Raw genomic sequence first — 21448 nt, 5'->3', positions numbered from 1 at the left:
CATCGATCAGTTGCCGTCGACGGCGACTACCGTATAGCCCGCCTCGTCGATGGCGGCCTTGAGCGTATCGGCGGACGCGCCCGACTGAACGACGACCTTGCCCGCGGACAGATCGACCTGAACCTGCGCGGCCGCGTCGTGGTCCTGGATGGCCCGTGTAACAGCCGCGACGCAATGCTGGCAACTCATGCCATCCACCTTTAATTCGATGCTCATAGCTCTTCCTCTAGCTGGTAAGTCCTGCAACGGTTGAATTATGCCTGTCGACCGGCAACTACATGATTGACCTTCCCACTGTGGGAAGGTCAAGAATCGTGCAGCATATCGTGCGCGCAGAGTGGGGAACGAGCGATGAATATTGGTGAGGCGGCCCGGGCATCGGGCGTGACGGCGAAAATGATCCGCTACTACGAGAGCGTCGGATTGCTCGCGGCGAAGCAGCGCACGTCGGCGGGTTACCGGGTTTACGGCACACAGGAAGTTCATTCGCTGCGCTTTATCCGGCAAGCGCGGCGGCTGGGTTTTCTGGTGGAGGATATCCGTAAGCTGCTGGCGCTGTGGCAGGACCGGTCGCGCGCGAGCGCGGAAGTCAAATCTATCGCGCTGGAGCATGTGGCCGAACTGAACCGCCGCATCGCCGAGCTGACGGAGATGCGCGACACATTGGCGCATCTCGCCGACCATTGCCACGGCGACGACCGTCCGGATTGCCCGATCATCGAAAGCTTGGCGGCTGCCGATTCCGACGCTGTGCCGCATTGTCACAGCAATTGAGAAACACTGACGCTACGTTGTGACGAAAGCGCGGCGTGCGCACTTATTTGGTGCGTAAACACCGATGACGCAGTGCGAGTTTCCGGCTAACTCGAAAAAAAATCACCGAAAATCAGCGGTTATATCATGGCATAGCTTGCACCATTCCAAAACGGAATGCACCTCATTCGGGCAATTCACTGGCAAGGTTGCGCCGGAACGCTATAATTCGGGTTAACCCTTTACGGGAAATCCCTGATGTCCAATCCGCCGGGGATTCATACTTGATCCTTGGAGTTCATCATGTTTGCGTTTCTGGTCGAAAAGCTGAGCCACTGGTTTGAAACGGCTGAACGTAGCCGCCGCGAGGCTTACCTTGCGGCGTCGTCGGATATCGTCCAGCTCGAACAGCGCATCCGCGCGCTCGAAACCACCGGCTACTCGCTGTAAGTTCATCGCCCCGGCCGACGCGGCATCCAGATTGCCGCGAATGCGTGTAGCGACACCAAGCCCCGCCATGCGGGGCTTTGTCACATCTGGAGCCCGCAGCCTGCGCCACGCTGCCCGACGACTAGCCTGAACGCCGTCGTCGCGGTAAGGTAAGACGTTTTTCGCGATAACCGGCATTTCTACAATCAATCATCCGGGGCGCTCATGTTTTCAGACCACTCGATTCACCTGCTGCGGTCCGTGGCAACCGTCGTGCTGATGGGGGCGGCATCGGCAGCGTTTGCCGCAACGTCGACGAACCGCCAGCCGTTGGTGCTCGATACCCAAGGCGGCATCAGCGACGCACAGGGCGGGATTGTGCTGCAAACGGCGCCGCTTTCCCACAGCCGCATCGTCGAGGCGCAGCCGATCGCGGCGCCCGAGGAATTGCCGGCCAACGGATCGGCTCCGTATATCGTCGCGCCGTATATCCAGTTGCCCGGCGCGGGGCCCGCGCCCTATCCGCCGCCAACGCCTCGCCCACTGCCCGTGCCGCGCTCGCAATAAACCGGCTGGGCGGGCCGCGCGTCGGCACGGTCGGAGACCGCGCCCGTTTGCATCAATTCATTCGAATGGCGCCGGGACCGCGCCATTCATCCCGCGCACGACGCCATTTCGCCATACGGGTTTCGGCGCATGGCGCGCTGCAGTTCATCAGACGACAATCGTTGCGCGATCATCGCTCGCGGGGCGCGGTTCCCGTGTCCCGGGCAGCGAGACGAACAATTCGAACACAGGAGACGACGAATGCCCGACCTCTGGTTCCGCCGAGCGGCGAGTGTGTGCGCGGCGCTGCTGGCACTTGCGATATACCCTGCAATCGCTAAGGAAACGCCCGAGAAACCGGCGCTCACGATGGCCGTCGGCGGCTTGCCCGGTCTTTACTACCTGCCCGTGCTGGCCGCCCATCAACTGGGCTTTTTCAAGGACGAAGGTCTCGACGTGACGCTCGAAGATTTCGCGGGCGGATCGAAGGCATTGGAGGCCGTGGTCGGCGGAAGTGCGGACGTCGGCGCGGGCGCGTACGAGCACACGATCTTCATGCAGGCGAAAGGCCAGCACTACCGCGCATTCGTGCTGATGGGCCGCGCGCCGCAGATCGCCGTGGCGGTGACGAAAGACAAAGCCGCCACGCTCAAGACGCTGGCCGATTTCAAAGGCGCGAAGGTCGGCGTGAGCGCACCGGGTTCATCGACGGATCTCGTGCTGACGGTCGCGCTGCGCAAGGCGGGGGTGCAGCGCAGCGACATCTCGGTGATCGGCGTCGGCAGCGGCGCGACGGTGATTTCCGCCGTGAGCAATGGGCAGGTCGATGCGGTGTCGAACGTCGATCCGATGATAACGAAGCTGCAACGTTCGGGTGACATCAAGGTCCTGATCGACACCCGCACCGTGAAGGGCACGCAGGACGTGTTCGGCGGGCCGATGCCAGCGGCGACGCTCTACGCATCGGACAGCTTTATACAGAAAAATCCGAAGACGACACAGGCTCTGGCAAACGCGATTGTGCGCGCGGATCGCTGGCTTCAGACGGCGAGCGATACAGACATCGTGAAGATGGTGCCTGCGGCTTATCTGCTCAACGACAAGGCGTTGTATGTCGATGCTTTTCACAACGTCCGCGACGCCTATTCGCCGGACGGCCTGATGCCTGCCGATGGGCCCCCCACCGCGCTGCGTGCGCTGGCTTCGTTCGACACTCGGCTCGACGCATCGAAGATCGATCTGAAAGCGACTTACACGAACGACTTTGCGCTCAAGGCAGGCGAGCAGATCAAGTAAAGCCCATGACGGGGCGAAAGGGCGGCGACGGCTCGATGTTATGCAGACGTGCGCCGCCCGTCTCGCGTGCCGAACGCAAGCGTCTCGCTTGATTTCAGTCGCCGCGATATTCGACCTTGAACTGCGCGGCCTTGTCCTGGCCAAGCGTGTCGACGAGCCACGGCAGCGTTTCCTTCATCATTTTCGGCAGCGTGTAGGGCGGGTTCAGAATGAACATGCCGCTGCCGAAAAGTCCGAAGCCGTCACTTGGCGGATTGCTGACCGTCAGCGAAACGTGCAGCCAGTTCCTGTCCTGCAGACGTTTCAACTGCTCGGGAAAGCGCTGCGACTCAGGCCGCGCGACCTGTGGATACCAGATTGCATAGGTTCCTGTCGCGAACCGCTTCAGGCTTTCTTCGACACAAGTGAGCGTGCGCGCATAGTCGCGCTTGTCTTCATACGATGGATCGATGAGAACGAGCGCCCGACGCGGCGCCGGCGGCAATAGCGCCTTGATCCCGTCGAAGCCGTCGCCCGCAAACAGCATTGCACGCCGGCCGGCGTCGCGGAAGTTGTGGCGAAGCACATCGATTTCGGTGCTGTGCAGTTCGAACAGGCGCATGCGATCCTGCTCGCGCATCAGCCGCCATGCGAGATACGGCGAGCCGGGGTAAAAGCGCAATTCACCGTCGGCGTTCAGTGCGGACACTTCATCGACATATTCCGCAAGCACGGGCGGCAAGTCCTTGCGATTCCACAGCTTCGCGATACCCGTTTCGAACTCCGCGGTCTTGGTCGCGTAGCCTTCCTTCAGCGAATAGACGCCCGCGCCGGCGTGCGTATCGATATACCAGTACGCCTTGTCCTTCTGTCCGAGGTAGCGCAGCAATTGCACGACGACGGCGTGTTTCAGGACATCGGCGTGATTGCCTGCGTGAAAAGCGTGGCGGTAACTGAGCATGGCGATGAAAGCGCGAAAGGAGAGGTGGGTTAGGCGGCGGTCGTGCGTAACGATGCAACACTGGAACCTCGCAAAGCGTGGCTCCCGGCATTAGGCTGCGCAGCGGGGAGCATATTGTACGCGAGCGAGCCACGCAGACCTCGAATGCCCATTGCCGCGCGCAACGCATGCACCTGACCTGCGACGCGCGCCGGGGCTCGATGACTTAATCGTAAATGTCACCGACAATCGCTTCGATCTGTTCCTTGATCTCCGGCGTGATTTGCTCGGCCACGTCCTGAGCCTTCATGTTTTCCCCGATCTGTTCGACGCGCGACGCGCCTGTGATGACCGTACTGACGTCCGGATTTTTGAGGACCCACGCCAGCGCCAGTTGTCCCACGGTGCAGCGGAGTTCGTCCGCGAGTTCGCCCAGCTTGCCGACGACGTTGTTCTTGCCTGAGTCGGTGACTTCCTTGCGCAGCCAGTCGTAGCCCTGCAATTCGGCGCGGCTGCCGGAGGGCACGCCGTTGCGGTACTTGCCAGTCAGCAAGCCGGAAGCGAGCGGACTCCAGGTTGTGAGGCCAAGGCCGATGTCTTCGTACAGCCGGCGATATTCCTGCTCGACGCGCTTGCGATGAAACAGGTTGTATTGCGGCTGCTCCATGACGGGCTTATGCAGATGATGCCGCTCGGCGATCTCATAGGCCGCGCGAATGTCGTCGGCGCTCCATTCGGATGTGCCCCAGTAGAGCGCCTTGCCGCGCATGATCATGTCGCTCATTGCCCACACGGTTTCCTCGATTGGCGTGTACGGGTCCGGACGATGACAGAACACGAGATCGACGTAATCCAGCTGCAGACGCTTGAGCGAGTGGTCGATTGCATTCAGCAGATACTTGCGATTGAGCGTGTGATATTGATTAGGCGCTTCGTTGAGCCCCCAGAAGAACTTGGTCGAGACGATGTAGCTCACGCGCGGCCAGTTCAGTTCCTTCAGCGCGTCGCCCATGATCTGCTCGGACTTGCCGCCCGCATAGACTTCGGCGTTGTCGAAGAAGTTCACACCCACGTCGCGCGCGGCCGCCAACGATTCCCGAGCGGCGCGCCGGTCCACCTGATTGCCGTAAGTCACCCATGAGCCGATGGACAGCTCGCTGACTTGCAGGCCCGAACGGCCGAGACGTCGGTAGTTCATTCAGATCTCCTTGAGTAAGTGTCGTTGCCGGAACCCCACACATTAATCCGATTCCAGAAGACGTGCCTTTATGTGCTTCGTTCGGGTCGCTTCATGCACAATAGCGGAGTCGGCCGCAGTGCAACAATCGACCGAACGGCATATGCCATTCAGCCAGCTTTACGTTGCGTGCGTGCCATGTTGTCATCGCTCAATCAACTGTATGGAGGTTCTGGATGTCGTCATCGAATGAGAGTCTGAAAGGCAAGGTCGCCGTCGTCACGGGCGCTGCGAGCGGCATCGGCAAGCAGATCGCCTTGACGCTGTCGGCGGCGGGCGCGGCCGTCGCGATCGCGGACCTGAACCAGGACGGCGCAAACGCCGTCGCCGAAGAGATCAAGGCGGCGGGCGGCAAGGCGCTGGGCGTCGCGATGGACGTAACGAACGAAGACGCCGTCAACCAGGGTATCGACAAGGTGGCGGCCGAATTTGGGTCAGTGGATATCCTGATTTCCAACGCCGGCATTCAGATCGTTAATCCGATCGAAAACTACTCGTTCTCGGACTGGAAGAAGATGCAGGCGATTCACGTCGACGGCGCGTTCCTCACGACGAAAGCGGCGCTCAAGCACATGTACAAGGACGATCGCGGCGGCATCGTCATTTACATGGGTTCCGTTCACTCGCATGAAGCGTCACCATTGAAGTCGGCGTATGTGACGGCCAAGCATGGGCTGCTCGGCCTCGCGCGCGTTCTCGCGAAGGAAGGCGCGAAACATAATGTGCGTTCGCATGTCGTATGTCCGGGTTTCGTCCGTACGCCGCTCGTCGACAAGCAGATTCCCGAGCAGGCCAAGGAACTGGGCATTAGCGAGGAGGAAGTCGTCAAGCGCGTGATGCTGGGCGGCACGGTGGACGGCGTGTTCACCACCGTCGAAGATGTCGCGCAAACGGTGCTGTTCCTGTCTTCGTTCCCGACGGCCGCATTGACGGGCCAATCGTTCATCGTGAGCCACGGCTGGGTTATGCAATAAACAAGGAGGGTGATGATGGCGCAACGCGATTCACAAAATGTGAAGCGGGCACGCGCCGGCGAGGCCGGTGCAGCAGATGGCGAGCACGCGGGCGCAGTGTCCGGCGTTCGCGCCAGTCATCACGTGGCAATCCCGCAGTACGAAACGGTCGCGCTGATGCTGCAGGGCGGCGGCGCGCTCGGTGCGTATCAGGCAGGTGTGTATCAGGGCCTCGACGAAGCAGGCATCCTGCCGAACTGGCTGGCGGGCATTTCGATTGGCGCACTGAACACGGCGATCATTGCGGGCAACGCCCCAGAACATCGTGTCGACAAGCTGCACGAGTTCTGGGAGACGATCTGTCAACCGGCCTACGGTCCGCCCGTGCCGCCCGCGATCGAACAGGCGCTCTTCAATTCGAACGACACGGTGCGCAAGGCATTCACGGCTATGCAGGCGGTCGGGGCGCTCGTCGATGGGCAAAAGGGTTTTTTTACGCCGCGCTTTCCGCCGCCGCTGCCCGCTGTGTCGGTTCTGCCGCAAAACGCGAGCTACTACGACACCGCGCCGCTCAAAACGACGCTCGAGCGTCTATGCGATTTCGACCGAATTAATGCGAAAGAGATGCGCGTGTCGGTCGGCGCCGTCAATGTGCACACCGGCAACTTTGCGTATTTCGACAACACGCATACGACGCTGAGACCTGAGCATTTCATGGCATCCGGCGCGTTGCCACCGGGGTTCGGGGCGGTCGAGATCGATGGGGAGTTCTACTGGGACGGCGGACTGATGTCGAACACGCCGCTCTATCAGGTGGTGCAGACCAGTCCGCGCCGCGACACGCTTGCGTTTCAGGTGGACTTGTGGAGCGCGCTTGGTCCCGTGCCGGACAACATCACGGATGTGCAAGGGCGCGTCAAGGACATTCAGTATTCGAGCCGGACGCGTCTGGTCACCGACATGATGCAGCACTCGCAGCGCTTCCGGCATGTGCTGCGCGAAGTGCTTGAGCGCGTGTCGCCGGAGCATCGCGACGACCCGTGGTGCAAGCTCGCCGAAGAACTCGCATGCTCGAAGCGCTACAACATCATTCACCTGATCTACAGCGACAAGGAATACGAAGGGCACTACAAGGACTACCAGTTCGGCTTGTCGACGATGCTTCAACACTGGGAAAGCGGTCTGGAAGACATCCGCAACTCGCTTGCGCAACCGGGCTGGCTCGACATGCCGGACAACGATGCGAGCTTCGTCACGCACGACATCCATCGCGATCTGCGTTGATCGCATCTTGCCAGCGAGCGGGCATTGATCCGCATCGCGGACACGGCCGTCACGTGCGGGGTGTGATGAGAACGTGATTGCATGAAAAAAGGGCGCTCAAACCGAGCGCCCTTTGAATTTGAAGCTGCATGAGACGACGCCTCGCGCCGTCTGACAGGCAATTACTTCAGGACAGTCGCAACCGCGTTAGCCACGACGTCAAGATTGCGCGTGTTCAACGCGGCCACGCAGATACGGCCCGTGCTCACGGCGTAGATGCCGAACTCTTCGCGCAGGCGGTCCACTTGCGCAGCCGTCAGGCCCGAGTACGAGAACATGCCGCGTTGCGCGTTGACGAAGCTGAAGTCGCGGTCCACGCCCGCTGCCTTCAGGCGCTCGACGAGACCGTTGCGCATTGCGCGGATGCGGTCGCGCATTTCGCCCAGTTCCGTCTCCCACGTTGCGCGCAGGTCCGGCGAAGCGAGCACGGCTGCGACGACAGCGCCGCCATGCGTCGGCGGGTTCGAATAGTTCGTGCGGATCACGCGCTTGAGTTGCGACAGCACGCGTGCCGCTTCGTCCTTGCTGCCCGTGACGATCGACAGCGCGCCGACGCGTTCACCGTACAGGGAGAACGACTTCGAGAACGACGACGACACGAACACATTCAGTTCCGATTGCGCGAAAAGACGCACAGCGGCAGCGTCGGCGTCGATGCCGTCGCCGAAGCCCTGGTATGCGATGTCGAGGAACGGCACCAGTTCGCGTGCCTTCACGACCTCGACCACCTGCTTCCATTGGTCGACGGTCAGATCGACGCCCGTGGGGTTGTGACAACATGCGTGCAGCACGACGATCGTGCCAGGAGCGTAGCTGTTGAGCGCCGACAGCATGCCCTCGAAGTTCACGCCGTTCGTCTTCGCGTCGTAGTACGGATACGACACGACTTCAAAGCCCGCGCCTTCGAAGAGGGCACGATGGTTTTCCCAGCTCGGATCGCTGATCGCGACTTTCGAAGCCGGGTTTACGCGCTTCAGGAAATCCGCACCGATCTTCAGCGCGCCCGTCCCGCCGAGCGCCTGCGCCGTCACGACGCGGCCCGCGGCGATCAGCGGCGAGTCATTGCCGAGCAGCAGCTTTTGCACTGCGGCGTCATACACGGCGATGCCTTCGATGGGCAGATAGCCGCGCGGCAGCGCCGCTTCGACGCGTGCCTTTTCTGCCTCGCGGACGGCGCGCAGCAGAGGAATCTTGCCTTCTTCGTTGGTGTACACGCCAACGCCCAGATTGACCTTGGTAGCGCGCGCATCGGCGTTAAAAGCTTCGTTCAGGCCCAGAATCGGGTCGCGGGGAGCAAGTTCGACGGCGGAGAACAGAGACATGATGATTCGGCTGTAGTGGAAAGAGGACGAATTCGGATGCTGCCAGGGACCGCATGCACCTTGGGGCGGTCGGGTTCAGAAGTTGCCGCGGGAACGAGTGGCTCGGACCCGATGACGCTATCGACCGACGGCCGCGCTGGCGCGGAACACGCCATTGTAACGAATCTCGCCGGGCTTTTTGGCATCGGCAGCGCCCGTGCGCGGATTAATTTGCAGTAAAAACAGCGATCTGGCGACATTTTTATGCTGCGGATGCGCGATGGGCGGCGCAATGGCGCGCGCGCTGCGCCGCCATCTCAGGCGGCCGGCGAGGCGTCAGCCCGCCCGTTCGCAAAACGCTAGAATAGTCGTTTGCTCCCGGCCGAGGTGCCGCTTCCATGTCCGAACATCATCTGAGTGAAGTCCACGACGCTCTCGACGAATCCAAATTCGTGACGTTCGAGGGCTCCCCGTTCAGGCTCTATCAACCGTATCCGCCGGCGGGCGACCAGCCGACGGCGATCGATACGCTGGTCGAAGGCGTCGGTGATGGTCTGTCGTTCCAGACGCTGCTCGGCGTCACGGGCTCAGGCAAGACGTACACGATGGCGAACACGATCGCGCGTCTGGGGCGTCCCGCCATTGTCTTTGCGCCGAACAAGACGCTCGCTGCGCAGTTGTACGCCGAGTTTCGCGAGTTCTTTCCGCGCAACGCCGTCGAGTACTTCGTGTCGTACTACGACTATTACCAGCCGGAAGCGTACGTGCCGCAGCGCGACCTGTTCATCGAAAAGGACTCGTCGATTAACGAACACATCGAGCAGATGCGTTTGTCGGCCACGAAGAGTCTGATGGAGCGGCGCGATGTCGTGATCGTCGCGACCGTGTCGGCGATCTACGGTATCGGCAATCCGTCGGAATACCACCAGATGATTCTGACGCTGCGTACAGGCGACAAGATTGGGCAGCGCGACGTCATCGCGCGTCTGATCGCGATGCAGTACAACCGTAACGAAGCTGATTTCCAGCGCGGCTCGTTCCGAGTTCGCGGCGACACGATCGATATCTTTCCGGCCGAACACGCGGAAATGGCAGTGCGTGTCGAATTGTTCGACGACGAAATCGATACGCTTCAGCTTTTCGATCCGCTGACGGGCCGCGTGCGTCAGAAGATTCCGCGTTTCACCGTGTACCCGTCGTCGCATTACGTGACGCCGCGTGAGACGGTGATGCGCGCAGTTGAGACGATCAAGGCCGAACTGCGTGACCGGCTCGAATTCTTCTACAACGACGGCAAGCTCGTCGAAGCGCAACGGCTCGAACAGCGCACGCGTTTCGATCTGGAAATGCTGCAGGAACTGGGCTTTTGCAAGGGCATCGAGAACTACTCGCGGCACTTTTCGGGCGCGGCACCCGGCGAGCCGCCGCCGACGCTCGTCGACTATCTGCCGACCGATGCCGTCATGTTCCTCGACGAATCGCACGTGCTGATCGGCCAGTTGAACGGCATGTACAACGGCGACCGCGCGCGCAAGGAGAATCTCGTCGACTACGGTTTCCGGCTGCCGTCCGCGCTCGACAACCGGCCGCTCAAGTTCAACGAGTTCGAGCGCAAGATGCGCCAGGTCGTGTTCGTGTCGGCGACGCCCGCCGACTACGAACAAAAGACATCGGGGCAGGTGGCCGAGCAGGTCGTGCGTCCGACGGGTCTCGTCGATCCTGAAATCAACGTGCGGCCCGCGCGCACGCAGGTCGACGACGTGCTGGCCGAGATCAACGAGCGGGTCGCCGCCGGCGACCGCGTGCTCGTCACCGTGCTGACCAAGCGCATGGCCGAGCAGTTGACGGAATTCCTCGCCGACCATGGCGTAAAAGTGCGCTATCTGCATAGCGACATCGATACCGTCGAGCGCGTGGAAATCATTCGCGATCTGCGCCTGGGCACATTCGACGTGCTGGTCGGGATCAACTTGCTGCGCGAAGGCCTCGATATTCCGGAAGTGTCGCTGGTCGCGATTCTCGACGCTGACAAGGAAGGCTTCCTGCGCGCCGAGCGCTCGCTGATTCAGACGATCGGCCGCGCCGCGCGTAACGTGAACGGCAAGGCGATTCTCTACGCGGACAAGATCACGGATTCGATGAAGCGCGCGATCGACGAAACCGAGCGGCGGCGCGCCAAGCAGATCGCGTTCAACGAGCAAATGGGCATCGTGCCGCGCGGTGTGGTGAAGCGGATCAAGGACATTATCGACGGCGTGTACAACGTCGACGAAGCGCGCGCCGAATTGAAGGAACAGCAGGTCCGCGCGAAGTTTGAGGACATGTCCGAAAAGCAGATTGCGAAGGAGATCAAGCGGCTTGAGAAACAGATGATGGAGCACGCAAAAAATCTCGAATTCGAAAAGGCGGCTCAGGTGCGCGACCAACTGGCCCTGCTGCGCGAGCGGGTGTTCGGTGCAAACGTCGGCGATCATCTGACGGGCACGGATTAGGCACAGGCGCGTCTTATCGACGCGCGGCGAACGCGGCGCGCGGCGCTTTGCCGCCGCGCCGCGTCCGATTATCACCCGGCCGTCGTGGCACGATTCTTAAAACAACGCTTAAGGTCCCCGTAAGACCCTCTCGCAGCAAGGCTTTCGACGTTATCCCATTTGTCCTTCCTGTTGAACAGTGATAAACTGAATCATGTATTGAGAATGGTTCGCATTACCGTTCGTTACTCTCTTCGCACTTGCGTCGGCGTATCGAATGATTCGCGAAAGACGTGAAGACCACGCGCATGCGAGACCTCTTCAACGCGCCTTTCCGAATTCTGCTTTTTGTTGCTTCAGTCAAAAAAAATCAAAGGAGTTTCGATGCGCGTTTCGTCAATCCTGAGTGGCGGGGTAGCCGCCCTCGCTGCCGTTGCTGCCATATCGGCGTCGGCCGCTGAATATCCGATCGGCAAGCAGCAGATTCAGGGCGGCATGGAAATCGGCGCTGTGTATCTGCAACCAATCACGATGGATCCGGAAGGCATGATGCGCAAGGCGTCGGATTCCGATATCCACCTGGAAGCCGACCTTCACGCAGTCAAGAAAAATCCGACTGGTTTCGCAGAAGGCGACTGGATGCCTTATCTGCAAGTGCGCTACGAATTGTCGAAACCGGGTTCGAGCTACGACCAGAAGGGCGACCTGATGCCGATGGTCGCGGACGACGGTCCGCACTATGGCGACAACGTCAAGCTCGCCGGGCCGGGCAAGTACCACCTGAAGCTGATCGTCGAACCGCCGATGCAAAACGGCCACATGGCGTTCGGCCGTCACGTCGACAAGGAAACGGGAGTCAGCCCGTGGTTCAAGCCATTCACGCTCGAATACGACTTCACGTTCGCAGGCATCGGCAAGAAGGGCGGTTACTGATCGTCGCCGATCGCATCGCGATCCCCAATGCAATGAGCGGCGCGTGAGAACGTGCCGCATTTCCAGGAAGGGTGCATGAGAGTCAACAAGAAGATTGCCGCTTTCGCGATGGCGGCCTCGTTTATCGGCTTCGCGCACGCCGCCGACGATGCCGTCACGTTCAAGCTGGAAATGACGGACGGCAACTTGAATCCGGCGCGTATCGAGGTGCCTGCGGGCAAGCGCATCCGTATCGAAGTGAAGAACACGGGTAAGGGCGCGGCGGAATTCGAGAGCGTCGAGTTGCGCAAGGAAAAGGTTCTGGCGCCGGGCGCCGAATCCGTCGTCGTGATCGCTCCGCTCGATCCCGGCACCTACAAGTTTTTCGATGACTTCCATCAGCAGGCGCAGGGCGTGATCGTCGCCAAGTGACGTTGCGGCAGCACCGGTCGTTCGAAATGCGGGCGCGCGGCGTCCAGTGAAGCGGTTGGAGGTTTCGATGGGTCAGATAATGTTCATCGTTTGGCGGGAAAGCGTCGAGGCGCTGCTCGTCGTCGGGATTCTGTACGCGTGGCTGAAGAACGGCGACCAGCAGGCGCGTCATGGTCTGCCGTATCTATGGGCGGGCGTGGGGGCTGGCGTGCTGGCCGCGATCGCTCTGGGCGCGGCGCTGGTCGGTTTTACCGAGGTGTTGTCGGGCGACGCGCAAGACTATTTCCAGACCGCGATGGTGCTGGTCGCGTGCGTGCTGATCGTGCAGATGGTGATATGGATGAAGTCGCACGGGCGCACGCTCAAGCGCGACATGGAGCAGTCGCTCAAGAAGAGCACGCAGAGCGCGAACTGGTGGGGCATCGCCGTGCTCGTCGCGCTCGCGATCGCGCGCGAGGGCAGCGAGACTGTGATCTTCCTGTACGGCCTCGGCTTCGGCCAGTCGGGCCACGTGGACATGAGCCAGATCGTCGCGGTGGTCGTGGGCCTTGGTCTCGCGTTCGTGACGTTTTACCTGCTGCAACTGGGGGGCAAGATCTTCTCGTGGCGGCTGTTCTTCCGCGTCACTGAGATCATGCTGCTGTTCCTCGGCGCGGGCCTCTTCCAGACGGGCGTCGATAAGCTGATCGACAAGGAAATCCTGCCGGCCATCGTCGATCGCATGTGGAACACATCGATGATTCTCGACGACTCGAGCACCTTCGGGTCGCTCGTCTCGACGCTCACCGGCTATCGCGCACACCCGGCGCTGATGAACCTGATTGCGTACGCGTTGTACTGGGGCGTCGTGTGGTATCTGATCCGCCGTTCGAAGCGCGCTCCCGCGCAACAGGCAGCAGGACGCACGGCATGAGCAGTGCAGTGATGAACCGCCGCAGCCGGCTTGCGGAAATCGGTCACTGGATGCAGCGCCACGGCGCTGTCATCCGCGGCATTCAGTGGGTGGTGGTTGCCGTCTACGCGTTTCTGATCCTTGTGCCCGCGTTCACTGAACTGCCGGGCGATACCGCGCATTTGTGGAACAACCTGACACTCGCCGCGCAGTTCGTTTTCTGGGGCATCTGGTGGCCGTTCGTGCTGCTGTCGATGGTGATGCTCGGACGCGTGTGGTGCGGCGTGCTGTGTCCGGAAGGCGCGCTCGCGGAGTTCGCGAGCAAATACGGGCGAGGCTGGGCGATTCCGCGCTGGATGCGCTGGGGCGGCTGGCCATTCGTCGCATTTGGACTGACGACCATTTACGGCCAGATGGTCAGCGTCTACCAGTATCCGAAAGCGGTTCTGCTGGTGCTAGGCGGATCGACATTCGCCGCGGTGATCGTCGGATTGCTATACGGTCGAGAGAAGCGCGTCTGGTGCAAGTACCTGTGCCCCGTCAACGGGGTTTTTTCGCTTCTGGCGCGCCTCGCGCCGTTTCACTACAACGTCGATGAAGACGCGTGGCGACGTTCGTACAAGCAAGGCGAGCACGGCCACCGCGTGATCCCCATCAACTGCGCGCCGCTGGTGCCGTTGCGCAACATGAAGGGCGCGGCGTCGTGCCATATGTGCGGCCGTTGCAGCGGCCACCGCGACGCGATCGCGCTGACGTGGCGCAAGCCGTCGACGGAAGTGGTCGATCTCGGCGACAAGCAAGCGAGCGCGTGGGACACCGCGTTGATTCTCTACGGCCTGCTCGGCATCGCAATCGGCGCGTTTCACTGGACGGGCTCGCCGTGGTTCATCGACATCAAGCAGTCGCTCGCGACATGGTTCGTCGATCGCGACATCATGTGGCCGCTCGATACCAATGCGCCGTGGTTCCTGTTCACGCACTATCCGGAACAGAACGACGTGTTCTCATGGCTCGACGGCACGATGATCATCGCCTATATCCTGGCGACGGGCGCTGTCTACGGCACGGCTCTGCTCGCGCTGCTGGCGGGCGCGACGCGCACGCTCGGCCGCTTCGATACGACGCGCCTGCATCACCTCGCGCAGGCGCTGATTCCCGTCGCGGGCACGGGCGTGTTTCTCGGCCTCTCGGCGACGACGCTGTCGCTCTTGAAGGCCGAACATGTGCCGCTCGACTGGGCACCGGACGTGCGCATCGCGATTCTCGTGATCGCGAACGCCTGGAGCGCGTGGCTCGCGTGGCTCGTGACGCGCCGTTACACGGCCCACCTTTTCCAACGCGGGCTGACGATGGTATGGTTCATGACGGCACTGGCCGTCGTCGATAGCGCATGGTGGCTGATGTTCTGGTACTGGCCGGCACACTGATCGGCGGCGCGCCGCGTATTCGAGCGAGGCGCCCATGAGAACCAAACCCGCACTGACTGAAGAAGACGTCAGGAAGATGGCCGCCGCGGCGCAAGCGCACGCGGCGGCGAATCACTGGACCGTGACCATCGCCATTCTCGACGATGGCGGCCATCTGCTTCATCTGCACCGGATGGACGGCGCCGCGCCGAGCACGGTCGAGATGTCGATCGCAAAGGGCCGCACGGCCGCGCTGGGCCGCCGCGAAACCAAGATCTACGAAGACATCATCAAGCAGGGCCGCACGGCGTTTCTGAGCGCACCCCTCGCGGCGATGGTCGAGGGCGGTGTGCCAATCGTCGTGGAAGGCGAGACGGTGGGTTCGATCGGCGTGTCGGGCGTGAAATCGGAGCAGGACAGCGCGATCGCGCGCGCCGGTATCGCCGCGCTGGAGCTGGCCTGAAGCACATCGTTTCACCGCAGGTCGGTGGAGATTCTTGCTCGCACCGCGTGGGGCTGAAACTGAAAAGCCGCACGGATTCAGTCATCCGTACGGCTTTAATTGCGTCTTGTCGCGAAAGGAGTCGCGCGATTCATCAGTGATCGCACGCACTGTGTTGAGAACCAAAAAAGCGGCCTGGCTTGCTTCGACGGCTGGCCTGGTGTCTGCACGAAGGGGTCTAGATCTCGCGTGCAAGCCGTCGTGGCTGGCTAAAGCCCAACACCTCTCTGGGAGGTGGTCCCCACAATACCCGGTACTACTGCAATCGTTACTTGGTCAGAATCAGCTTGCCCAGTCGCGTCGCGCGCAACTGATACGTCTCGCCGTTGTGCACGATGCTCACATGGCTGCGTCCCTGCAGCAGCGCGTCGCTGCGTAACGCGCGACCGGACGGCTCGGCCGTCTGGGCGGCGTTGCTGCCCGTACTTGACGGGCGTTCCGCAGGCGCCGACGTCACGGATTTGGCCGGGCGGCTGGTCGTCAAGGCCGCGGCCGCAGGGCGGCGCAGGCTTAGCGTGGAAGAGCGCGTCATGTTCGTCATGCTTGCCGTTGGTGTTCGTCGATTCGTTGGATTGATTCTAAATGATAACTATTCCTATTTACAAGACCGGGAAATCAATCGATGAGACGTTTCGATAGGCAAGGGGCGGCGCCGCGCGGAGCGTCCCCGGCGGCGCCCGGCGCCTAGTGCAACTGGTCAGGCGTATTGCGCGTGCTGACGTACTGGCGGATCAACCGGACCGTGTCGATATCCGACTCGCGATACGCCGATTTGACGATCTCCTCGGTCTGGTGTGCGTCGGGATCGCCATTGTCGTCGGCGGAGGGCAGGCTCGTTTTGTACTCGAAGCGTAGAAAAAGCTGCAGTTCGTCGGGCTGCTCGATGGTCATCGTCAGCGAGCCGCCGACGTACTCGGCCGTCGCAAGGATGTCGTAGCGCACGCTTTCTTGCGGCGTGAGCGTGACGTGATCGCGCACGGTCGCCTGACCATAGTGCAACTCGCGCTCCATCGTGCTTTCGGTGCGCGACAGGATCGCGCAACTGTCGAGCCCGATCACGAATAGCTGCGGCTGTTCGGCGCGCAGCACGAGCCCTTCCCAGAGCTGTTCGCGCGTCAGCGCTTCGACGAGCGGGTTCAGCGGGTCGTTGATCTGGATCAGATGTTCGAAGTTCAAGACGACAGCTTCCTTTAAAAGCCCAGGTTCATACGGTTAAGCAACGGTCAGGCCCGTACGGATCGAGATCGGATTGGTCAGGATCTTGTGCACGGGGCACGAATTGGCAATTTGCAGGAGTCGTTCCTGCTGCTCGTCCGTCAGATTCCCCGTGAGCACGATCTGGCGGTCAATCGCCGTACCATCGCCTTCTTTTTGCATCGACAGCGTCACGTGCACTTCCTCGAGCGGCCACCCCTTACGCTGCGCGTACATTTTCAGCGTAATCGACGTGCATGCGCCGAGGCTCGACAGCAGCAGCGAGTTCGGCGTCGGGCCGCGGTCGGCGCCGCCGAGCGACTCGGGTTCGTCGGCAAGCCATGTATGCGCGCCGTCGTCGAACAGCACCTGATAGTTCGTCGAGCCAATATGTGCGGTGACCTTCGTGTCTGCCATGCGCGCTCCTGTGCGGGACGGGTTGTGCCGCGCGGCGCGTCATGCGGCGCGCGGGTCGAATTGCTATTGTGAACGAATTTGCTTCGATTCGCGGCTGAGCGGCGGCTCGCGAAAAACCGTATGGCGGTTTAGTGCGCGATCTGTCCCATGCGGCCCGCCTGATAGTCGATGACGGCCTGGCGGATCTCGTCTTCCGTGTTCATCACGAACGGGCCGTAGCGCACGACCGGCTCGTTCAGCGGCACGCCGCCGAACAACAGCACGTCGACGGGTTCATCGCCGGCGGCGATGGTCACGGTGTCGCCGTCGTTGTCGAACACGATCATCTGCTGCGGGCCGATTTCCAGCCGCTCGTCGCTATAGAGGCCCTTGCCCGACAACCCGTAAGCGAACACGCGATAGTCGCGCGGGACGGGATGCACGATCCGCGCCCCAGGCTGCAGCGTGAAATGCTGATACAGGATGGGCGTGCGCGTCTCGATCGCCGCTTTCACGCCGAGCGCTTCGCCAGCGATCACCTTGACGCGCACCTTGCCATCGCCCGAGGTCGCGACGGGAATGCCCGCCGACGGCATCTCCTGATAGCGCGGCGCGATCATCTTGTCGCGCCTGGGCAGGTTCACCCACAGTTGCAGGCCGTGCACGCGGCCGCCCGTCGCGACGAACGACGGATCGGGCATTTCACTGTGCACGACGCCCGAACCGGCCGTCATCCATTGGACGTCGCCCGTGCGCAGCGTGCCCGAATGTCCCGCCGAATCCTTGTGGCCGAACTGGCCTTCGAGCACATAGGTCACCGTTTCGAAGCCGCGATGTGGATGGTCGGGCGCGCCCTTCGCCTCGCCCGGCGCATAGTCGACAGGGCCCATTTCGTCGAGTAGCAGAAACGGGTCGAAGTCCATCAGCATGCGTGTCGGAAACGGACGGTGGACGACAAAGCCGCCGCCTTCAACCGTGCGTACGGACGGATACGTGCGTTCGATCGTGCGGGTCGCGCTCATCAAAGTCACCTCAAAAAATGGGGAATAGCGTTATTTCTGAAACATGAGGCTATTATATGGACCGTTTTTGGCCGTAACAGGCCACCTGTCGCAATGGATTGTTCTGCCAGTGAAACGATGACATGAAGATCGATTCGCATAACCTGAACGACCTGATGTATTTTTCGCAGGTTGTCGAACATGGCGGGTTTTCCGCCGCCGAACGCGTGCTCGGCATTTCGAAGTCGCGCCTGTCGCGCCGGCTGACGGAGCTTGAAGCGTCGCTGGGCGTACGGCTCTTGCAGCGCTCGACGCGCAAGCTCGCGCTCACGGAAGCGGGGCAACTGTTCTACCAGCACTGTCAGGCGATGCTGTCCGAAGCGCAGGCGGCCGTCAATGTTGTGCAGCAGTTGCGCTCGTCGCCGCGCGGCACGGTGCGCGTGAGCGTCCCCGTGACGATTTCGCAGACCATCATGTCGCAGATCCTGCCGGAGTTCATGCACCGTTATCCGGAAGTGCGCGTCGTGATTCGCGTGACGAATCGCGTCGTCGATCTGTTCGAGGATTCGATCGACGTCGCGCTGCGCGTGCGTTCCGAGCCGCCCGAGAGCGCGAATATCGTCGTGCGGCCGCTGTGGCGCACGCAGCAGATGCTGGTCGGCGCGCCGAGCCTGCTGAGCCAGAATGCGCCCCCGCTCGAGCCAGCCGATCTGGAACGCTTCGAGACCCTCGATACGCCGACGAGCGACGGCCGCCACGTGTTCAATCTGATCGCGCCCGACGGCACGCGTCACGCGCATGAGCACGAACCGCGCCTCGTGACAGCCGATCTGATGATGATTACGGAAGCCGCGCTCGCGGGCGTCGGTATCGCGGCGCTGCCGGAGATGATGTATGGCGCCGCGCTGCGCAGCGGCCGCCTGTCGCCCGTGATGCCGGGCTGGACGCTGCCGTCGCCGCAACTGTACGCCGTGTTCCTGTCGCGGCAGGGGATGGTGCCCGCCGTGCGCACCTTCGTCGATTACCTCGTCGAAATGCTCGATCCCGACACCGGCAAGCATATCCAGCAGGACTGTCCGGAGCGCGAATCGAAGCCGCTGCGCCTGAAAGCCGAAGCGATCTGACGCGCTGCGCCGGCTGTCAGCAGGCGCGCAAGCCGAAGTCAAATATCGTTTATGCCATGCAAACGCGGCAGCGATGGATACTTTCAATGGCCGCAGGCTTGAATGCGCGCGCTCACGGGCTTATATTGAAATCCCTTCGCTAAGGAGCGTCCTATGCGAAAAATCACGGCCGCTTTGATAGTGAGCCTGATAGGGCTGACAGCGCTGTCCGTGTCGACCACGGCTGTTGCATGCGGTGATCAGATTCAGAGCAGAAGCGATGGAAAATGATCCCGCCGCCCGAAGGCGCCGAGTGCGCACGAAAAAAGGCCTTCATCCGTTGATGAAGGCCTTTTACTTTGTGCCTTGAAAAACAGGGCTTTTCTTTGTGCTTTTACGTGCGCAACGGGAGCGGCGCGTTCAGTGCGCCTTCGGTTCGGTGACGAAGCCAATCTTCGTCAGGCCGCCTGCCTGCGCCGCCGACATCACTTGCGCCACCTTCTCGTACGCGACCTTGCGGTCGGCGCTCAGGTGCAGTTCCGGCTGCGGGTTCTGCTGCGCGGCGGCGGCGATTTTCGCCTGCAGCGCTTCGTCGGAGATCTTCTGCTTGTCCCACAGCACGTTGCCGTCCGCATCGATCGACACCGTGACCTGCACGGGCTTCGTGTCTTCCTTCTGGCTGCTCGCGTGGGGCAGGTCGATCTTCACGGCATGGCGGATCACGGGGATCGTCACCATGAACACGATCAGGAGAACCAACATGACGTCGACGAGGGGCGTCATGTTGATTTCGTTCATGAGGCCGTCGTCATCGTCGCCGGCGAAAGGGCTCATTGCCATCGCTATGCCTCGTTATTTAGTTGGCACGGGTCGCGAGCCGAAGACCGTCTCCGCGTTTCGTCGATGACAGGCGCGCGCCTGTGACGAAGAACGCATGAAGACCATGGGCAAAACGGCTGAGCTTGCTGACGATCGCCTTGTTGGCGCGCGTCAGGGCGTTGTAGCCGAGCACGGCGGGAATGGCGACGAACAGGCCGAACGCCGTCATGATCAGCGCCTCGCCGACGGGGCCGGCGACCTGATCGATCGACGACTGGCCCGTCGCGCCGATGGTCAGCAACGCGTGATAGATGCCCCAGACCGTGCCGAACAGGCCGACGAACGGCGCCGTGCTGCCGATCGACGCGAGAATCGCAAGGCCGCTTTGCATGCGCGCGATTCTCTCGTCCATCGTGTCCTTCAGGCAGCGCGTGACCCAGTCGGACACGTCCATGCGGTCGTGCAGATGAGGCTGGGTCTGGTGATGATGATCGGCGGCCTCCTGGCCCGACAGCGCGAGCGCGAGGAACGGATTCTCAGCGGGCGACGACGTGTCGCGGCCGAGCTTCTTCACGCCGTCGTTGAAATCGTCCGAATGCCAGAACGCCTGCTCGGCGTTTTTCGTCAGACGCTTGAGGCGCACCACATTCCAGCTCTTGATGACGATCACGCTCCAGGACAACACCGACATGATCAGCAGCGCCACCGCGATACCGCGCGTGACGAAATCCCCTTGTGCCCAAACGTGGGCGATACCGTAGTTCTGCATGGCAATTCCCTTCTTCTTGAAATCTGTTTTTGATCAGTTGTTCAGGCTGAAGTCAAACGGCTGGGTGTACGCGGCCCGGATCGGTTCGCCGTTTTCGAGGTATGGCTTGCATGAGCTGGAGCGCATCGCTTCGAGCGCGGCCTGATCGAGGCGTTCGTAGCCGCTGCTCTTTTTCAGTTCGATGTTCTCGATCTTCCCGGTCAGGCCGACGACGAAGCGCACCATTGCCGTCCCTGTCTCGCCGCGCCGGCGCGACATCGCCGGATAGTCGGGCTGCGCGATGCTGCAATCGAGATGCGACACGTTCTTCGGCGCGGACAGCGCCATCGTCGGCTTGCCGGCTGCCGGCGCGGCGGCCGCCGTGGGGGCGGTGGGGGCGGGCGCGGCGGGCGGTGTCGGCGGCGCGGACTCGGGCGCGATCTCATGCTGGGACGGTGCTGGCGCAACGGGCATCGGTGTCGGCGCAGGCTTGGGCGTCGGGCGCGGTTGCACCTTGGGCGTAACCTTCTGCACGGGCACTGGCTTCGGCGGAGGCGGCGTCGGGGTCGACTGGATCGCAGCGGGCGCGGCGACGGGCGCTGGACTGATCAGTTCCGCCGTGATCGTGCGCGATTCGATGGGCCGCACAGGCGTCACGTCGCGCACGGCGAACGCGACAACCAGCGCAACGACATGAAGACCGATGACGATGCCCGTCGCCGTGGCGATACGCGGACCGATTCGGGCGGAAGCGTCCGGCGCGAAGCCGGCTGGAAGAGTAGGCGTGGCCTGCATGTTAACGTGGCGGCGCGCCG

The 21448-nt window shown here is 61.9% G+C and carries 24 protein-coding genes; 13 read left to right on the top strand and 11 right to left on the bottom strand.

Translation table 11 applies throughout. From position 1 onward, the window contains the following. Positions 1 to 6: 6 nt before the first annotated feature. Positions 7 to 216 (bottom strand): heavy-metal-associated domain-containing protein, encoded by a 210-nt coding sequence (locus J8I87_RS35855; protein ID WP_209937057.1) that lies wholly within the window; start codon positions 214 to 216, stop codon positions 7 to 9. 135 nt (positions 217 to 351) lie between these two features. Between J8I87_RS35855 and cueR the strand changes: the two genes are divergently transcribed. The 4 genes from cueR to J8I87_RS35835 all read left to right on the top strand — a co-directional run bounded on the left by cueR (position 352) and on the right by J8I87_RS35835 (position 3024). Then, positions 352 to 774, top strand: a complete 423-nt coding sequence (cueR, locus tag J8I87_RS35850; RefSeq protein ID WP_209937064.1) for a Cu(I)-responsive transcriptional regulator — start codon at positions 352 to 354, stop codon at positions 772 to 774. Between the two features lie 282 nt (positions 775 to 1056). After that, entirely contained in the window at positions 1057 to 1203 is a 147-nt protein-coding gene (locus J8I87_RS35845) for a DUF3563 family protein (RefSeq protein ID WP_209937056.1), read from the top strand. A gap of 204 nt (positions 1204 to 1407) precedes the next feature. Then, positions 1408 to 1749 (top strand): hypothetical protein, encoded by a 342-nt coding sequence (locus J8I87_RS35840; RefSeq protein WP_209937055.1) that lies wholly within the window; start codon positions 1408 to 1410, stop codon positions 1747 to 1749. Positions 1750 to 1989: 240 nt separating this feature from the next. Beyond that, complete coding sequence (locus J8I87_RS35835) at positions 1990 to 3024, top strand: ABC transporter substrate-binding protein (protein WP_209937053.1); 1035 nt, start codon at positions 1990 to 1992, stop codon at positions 3022 to 3024. 94 nt (positions 3025 to 3118) lie between these two features. On the opposite strand, the gene J8I87_RS35830 is transcribed toward J8I87_RS35835, so the two are convergent. Next, positions 3119 to 3964 carry a 23S rRNA (adenine(2030)-N(6))-methyltransferase RlmJ gene (locus J8I87_RS35830; protein ID WP_209937052.1) on the bottom strand — a complete coding sequence of 282 codons (846 nt, stop codon included), beginning with the start codon at positions 3962 to 3964 and terminating at the stop codon, positions 3119 to 3121. A 205-nt stretch (positions 3965 to 4169) separates the two neighbouring features. Further along, positions 4170 to 5141, bottom strand: a complete 972-nt coding sequence (locus J8I87_RS35825; RefSeq protein WP_209937051.1) for an aldo/keto reductase — start codon at positions 5139 to 5141, stop codon at positions 4170 to 4172. Between the two features lie 215 nt (positions 5142 to 5356). Between J8I87_RS35825 and J8I87_RS35820 the strand changes: the two genes are divergently transcribed. Both J8I87_RS35820 and J8I87_RS35815 read left to right on the top strand, forming a co-directional pair. Then, entirely contained in the window at positions 5357 to 6154 is a 798-nt protein-coding gene (locus tag J8I87_RS35820; RefSeq protein ID WP_209937050.1) for a 3-hydroxybutyrate dehydrogenase, read from the top strand. Positions 6155 to 6169: 15 nt separating this feature from the next. Continuing rightward, entirely contained in the window at positions 6170 to 7417 is a 1248-nt protein-coding gene (locus tag J8I87_RS35815; protein ID WP_209937063.1) for a patatin-like phospholipase family protein, read from the top strand. A gap of 161 nt (positions 7418 to 7578) precedes the next feature. Here the strand turns inward: J8I87_RS35815 and J8I87_RS35810 are convergent, their stop codons facing one another. Next, positions 7579 to 8778: an amino acid aminotransferase gene (locus J8I87_RS35810; RefSeq protein ID WP_209937049.1), complete on the bottom strand. Its 1200-nt coding sequence runs from the start codon at positions 8776 to 8778 to the stop codon at positions 7579 to 7581. 377 nt (positions 8779 to 9155) lie between these two features. Between J8I87_RS35810 and uvrB the strand changes: the two genes are divergently transcribed. The 6 genes from uvrB (at position 9156) to J8I87_RS35780 (ending at position 15333) form a co-directional block, all read left to right on the top strand. Further along, positions 9156 to 11249, top strand: coding sequence for an excinuclease ABC subunit UvrB (gene uvrB / locus J8I87_RS35805; protein ID WP_209937048.1), 2094 nt, complete (start codon positions 9156 to 9158; stop codon positions 11247 to 11249). Positions 11250 to 11612: 363 nt separating this feature from the next. Then, a complete protein-coding gene (locus tag J8I87_RS35800; RefSeq protein ID WP_209937047.1) occupies positions 11613 to 12161 on the top strand; it encodes an iron transporter in 549 nt (182 codons plus the stop codon). A gap of 75 nt (positions 12162 to 12236) precedes the next feature. After that, positions 12237 to 12572: a cupredoxin domain-containing protein gene (locus tag J8I87_RS35795; RefSeq protein WP_209937045.1), complete on the top strand. Its 336-nt coding sequence runs from the start codon at positions 12237 to 12239 to the stop codon at positions 12570 to 12572. 67 nt (positions 12573 to 12639) lie between these two features. Further along, the gene (locus J8I87_RS35790) at positions 12640 to 13485 is read left to right on the top strand and encodes an FTR1 family protein (RefSeq protein WP_209937044.1); all 846 of its coding nucleotides are present in this window, start codon (positions 12640 to 12642) and stop codon (positions 13483 to 13485) included. Next, the gene (locus tag J8I87_RS35785; protein ID WP_209937043.1) at positions 13482 to 14891 is read left to right on the top strand and encodes a 4Fe-4S binding protein; all 1410 of its coding nucleotides are present in this window, start codon (positions 13482 to 13484) and stop codon (positions 14889 to 14891) included. The genes J8I87_RS35790 and J8I87_RS35785 overlap by 4 nt, the downstream gene beginning before the upstream one ends. Before the next feature lie 34 nt (positions 14892 to 14925). Continuing rightward, the gene (locus tag J8I87_RS35780) at positions 14926 to 15333 is read left to right on the top strand and encodes a heme-binding protein (RefSeq protein WP_209937042.1); all 408 of its coding nucleotides are present in this window, start codon (positions 14926 to 14928) and stop codon (positions 15331 to 15333) included. A 307-nt stretch (positions 15334 to 15640) separates the two neighbouring features. On the opposite strand, the gene hemP is transcribed toward J8I87_RS35780, so the two are convergent. The 4 genes from hemP to J8I87_RS35760 all read right to left on the bottom strand — a co-directional run bounded on the left by hemP (position 15641) and on the right by J8I87_RS35760 (position 17984). After that, positions 15641 to 15913 carry a hemin uptake protein HemP gene (gene hemP / locus J8I87_RS35775; protein ID WP_209937041.1) on the bottom strand — a complete coding sequence of 91 codons (273 nt, stop codon included), beginning with the start codon at positions 15911 to 15913 and terminating at the stop codon, positions 15641 to 15643. A gap of 143 nt (positions 15914 to 16056) precedes the next feature. After that, complete coding sequence (locus J8I87_RS35770) at positions 16057 to 16548, bottom strand: SRPBCC family protein (RefSeq protein ID WP_209937040.1); 492 nt, start codon at positions 16546 to 16548, stop codon at positions 16057 to 16059. A gap of 36 nt (positions 16549 to 16584) precedes the next feature. Continuing rightward, positions 16585 to 16983: an OsmC family protein gene (locus tag J8I87_RS35765; protein WP_209937038.1), complete on the bottom strand. Its 399-nt coding sequence runs from the start codon at positions 16981 to 16983 to the stop codon at positions 16585 to 16587. A gap of 128 nt (positions 16984 to 17111) precedes the next feature. After that, entirely contained in the window at positions 17112 to 17984 is an 873-nt protein-coding gene (locus tag J8I87_RS35760) for a pirin family protein (protein ID WP_209937037.1), read from the bottom strand. Positions 17985 to 18106: 122 nt separating this feature from the next. Here J8I87_RS35760 and J8I87_RS35755 point away from each other — a divergent pair, with 122 nt between their 5' ends. Continuing rightward, positions 18107 to 19087 (top strand): LysR family transcriptional regulator, encoded by a 981-nt coding sequence (locus tag J8I87_RS35755; RefSeq protein WP_209937036.1) that lies wholly within the window; start codon positions 18107 to 18109, stop codon positions 19085 to 19087. Between the two features lie 399 nt (positions 19088 to 19486). Here J8I87_RS35755 and J8I87_RS35750 read toward each other — a convergent pair whose 3' ends face one another. The 3 genes from J8I87_RS35750 to J8I87_RS35740 are packed head-to-tail and all read right to left on the bottom strand — an operon-like array spanning position 19487 to position 21428. Further along, on the bottom strand, positions 19487 to 19906 hold the full coding sequence (locus tag J8I87_RS35750; protein ID WP_209937035.1) for an ExbD/TolR family protein: 420 nt from the start codon (positions 19904 to 19906) through the stop codon (positions 19487 to 19489). 16 nt (positions 19907 to 19922) lie between these two features. Next, entirely contained in the window at positions 19923 to 20654 is a 732-nt protein-coding gene (locus J8I87_RS35745) for a MotA/TolQ/ExbB proton channel family protein (protein ID WP_209937034.1), read from the bottom strand. Positions 20655 to 20687: 33 nt separating this feature from the next. Further along, positions 20688 to 21428, bottom strand: coding sequence for an energy transducer TonB (locus J8I87_RS35740; RefSeq protein WP_209937033.1), 741 nt, complete (start codon positions 21426 to 21428; stop codon positions 20688 to 20690). Between the last annotated feature and the right edge of the window lie 20 nt (positions 21429 to 21448).

Source organism: Paraburkholderia sp. LEh10 (genome assembly GCF_017814945.1).
Taxonomy (GTDB): domain Bacteria; phylum Pseudomonadota; class Gammaproteobacteria; order Burkholderiales; family Burkholderiaceae; genus Paraburkholderia.
Note: the sequence above shows the minus strand (reverse complement) of the source record. Positions and strands in the feature narration are given on the sequence as shown.

What these genes read in the sequence shown, in the direction of transcription:
- J8I87_RS35855 (WP_209937057.1), bottom strand. Translation starts at nt 216, where the DNA reads ATGAGCATCGAATTAAAGGTGGATGGCATGAGTTGCCAGCATTGCGTC.
- cueR (WP_209937064.1), top strand. Translation starts at nt 352, where the DNA reads ATGAATATTGGTGAGGCGGCCCGGGCATCGGGCGTGACGGCGAAAATG.
- J8I87_RS35845 (WP_209937056.1), top strand. Translation starts at nt 1,057, where the DNA reads ATGTTTGCGTTTCTGGTCGAAAAGCTGAGCCACTGGTTTGAAACGGCT.
- J8I87_RS35840 (WP_209937055.1), top strand. Translation starts at nt 1,408, where the DNA reads ATGTTTTCAGACCACTCGATTCACCTGCTGCGGTCCGTGGCAACCGTC.
- J8I87_RS35835 (WP_209937053.1), top strand. Translation starts at nt 1,990, where the DNA reads ATGCCCGACCTCTGGTTCCGCCGAGCGGCGAGTGTGTGCGCGGCGCTG.
- J8I87_RS35830 (WP_209937052.1), bottom strand. Translation starts at nt 3,964, where the DNA reads ATGCTCAGTTACCGCCACGCTTTTCACGCAGGCAATCACGCCGATGTC.
- J8I87_RS35825 (WP_209937051.1), bottom strand. Translation starts at nt 5,141, where the DNA reads ATGAACTACCGACGTCTCGGCCGTTCGGGCCTGCAAGTCAGCGAGCTG.
- J8I87_RS35820 (WP_209937050.1), top strand. Translation starts at nt 5,357, where the DNA reads ATGTCGTCATCGAATGAGAGTCTGAAAGGCAAGGTCGCCGTCGTCACG.
- J8I87_RS35815 (WP_209937063.1), top strand. Translation starts at nt 6,170, where the DNA reads ATGGCGCAACGCGATTCACAAAATGTGAAGCGGGCACGCGCCGGCGAG.
- J8I87_RS35810 (WP_209937049.1), bottom strand. Translation starts at nt 8,778, where the DNA reads ATGTCTCTGTTCTCCGCCGTCGAACTTGCTCCCCGCGACCCGATTCTG.
- uvrB (WP_209937048.1), top strand. Translation starts at nt 9,156, where the DNA reads ATGTCCGAACATCATCTGAGTGAAGTCCACGACGCTCTCGACGAATCC.
- J8I87_RS35800 (WP_209937047.1), top strand. Translation starts at nt 11,613, where the DNA reads ATGCGCGTTTCGTCAATCCTGAGTGGCGGGGTAGCCGCCCTCGCTGCC.
- J8I87_RS35795 (WP_209937045.1), top strand. Translation starts at nt 12,237, where the DNA reads ATGAGAGTCAACAAGAAGATTGCCGCTTTCGCGATGGCGGCCTCGTTT.
- J8I87_RS35790 (WP_209937044.1), top strand. Translation starts at nt 12,640, where the DNA reads ATGGGTCAGATAATGTTCATCGTTTGGCGGGAAAGCGTCGAGGCGCTG.
- J8I87_RS35785 (WP_209937043.1), top strand. Translation starts at nt 13,482, where the DNA reads ATGAGCAGTGCAGTGATGAACCGCCGCAGCCGGCTTGCGGAAATCGGT.
- J8I87_RS35780 (WP_209937042.1), top strand. Translation starts at nt 14,926, where the DNA reads ATGAGAACCAAACCCGCACTGACTGAAGAAGACGTCAGGAAGATGGCC.
- hemP (WP_209937041.1), bottom strand. Translation starts at nt 15,913, where the DNA reads ATGACGAACATGACGCGCTCTTCCACGCTAAGCCTGCGCCGCCCTGCG.
- J8I87_RS35765 (WP_209937038.1), bottom strand. Translation starts at nt 16,983, where the DNA reads ATGGCAGACACGAAGGTCACCGCACATATTGGCTCGACGAACTATCAG.
- J8I87_RS35760 (WP_209937037.1), bottom strand. Translation starts at nt 17,984, where the DNA reads ATGAGCGCGACCCGCACGATCGAACGCACGTATCCGTCCGTACGCACG.
- J8I87_RS35755 (WP_209937036.1), top strand. Translation starts at nt 18,107, where the DNA reads ATGAAGATCGATTCGCATAACCTGAACGACCTGATGTATTTTTCGCAG.
- J8I87_RS35750 (WP_209937035.1), bottom strand. Translation starts at nt 19,906, where the DNA reads ATGGCAATGAGCCCTTTCGCCGGCGACGATGACGACGGCCTCATGAAC.
- J8I87_RS35745 (WP_209937034.1), bottom strand. Translation starts at nt 20,654, where the DNA reads ATGCAGAACTACGGTATCGCCCACGTTTGGGCACAAGGGGATTTCGTC.
- J8I87_RS35740 (WP_209937033.1), bottom strand. Translation starts at nt 21,428, where the DNA reads ATGCAGGCCACGCCTACTCTTCCAGCCGGCTTCGCGCCGGACGCTTCC.